The organism is Ruegeria sp. A4 (assembly GCF_056543025.1).
In genome coordinates, this window is sequence record NZ_JBQGAW010000028.1 from 1 (window position 1) to 818 (window position 818).

The 818-nt window shown below is 51.6% G+C and carries 1 protein-coding gene; it reads left to right on the forward strand.

The window, feature by feature from the left end; all coding sequences use genetic code 11:
* Positions 1-82 precede the first annotated feature (82 nt).
* Positions 83-766, forward strand: coding sequence for an IS6 family transposase (locus tag ACR0E2_RS20675; protein WP_480447759.1), 684 nt, complete (start codon positions 83-85; stop codon positions 764-766).
* Positions 767-818 lie beyond the last annotated feature (52 nt).

An 818-nucleotide genomic window follows, 5' to 3' on the forward strand; every position in this document is an offset into this window, starting at 1 on the left:
TGGTTCTGTCGCAAACTTCGCCTCTACCTGTCAGTTCGACTGCATTTCTGGTAGCGCGTGCTCTAATTGACAGGAGCAGACCGTGACGATCTCATTTAAGGGCACGCATTTTCCGAAAGACGTGATCTTGCACGCGGTTTTCTTCTACCTGCGCTACGGTGTGTCGCACCGGGATCTGGAAGAAATCATGGCGGAACGTGGCGTTGATCTGGATCATGCAACGCTGAACCGGTGGGTCAGTCGATATGCCGGCCTCATTGCTGAAACAGCGCGGTATAGAAAGCGTCCCGCACACCGTTCGTGGCGCATGGATGAAACCTATGTGAAAGTTAAAGGCAAATGGGTTTATCTTTACCGAGCGATAGACAAACACGGGAAGACCCTGGATTTCATGTTGTCCGAGCGCCGGAACAAACCCGCTGCGACGAAGTTCTTCGCCCGCGCTCTCGAAGTGAACGGTTTGCCGCGCAAGATCGTCATCGACAAAAGTGGTGCCAACACGGCCGGCATCAAGGCGATCAACAAGATGCTCAAGAGCTTTGGTTGTCCCATCCCGATTGAAATGGTCAGGCAGAAATACCTCAATAACAACATCGAACAGGATCACCGCTTCATCAAACGAAGGATCAGACTCATGCTGGGGTTCAAATCTTTCGCTTCAGCCGCATCTGCCCTGGCTGGTATCGAACTGGTCAACATGATCCGCAAAGGTCAATTCACACCCGGAATCCGTCCGTTTCAGCAGTTTATCCAGCTTGCGGGATAAACGGCTCACCAGTTTCGTCTATACAACTCTCAAAGAAATTTGCGACAGAACC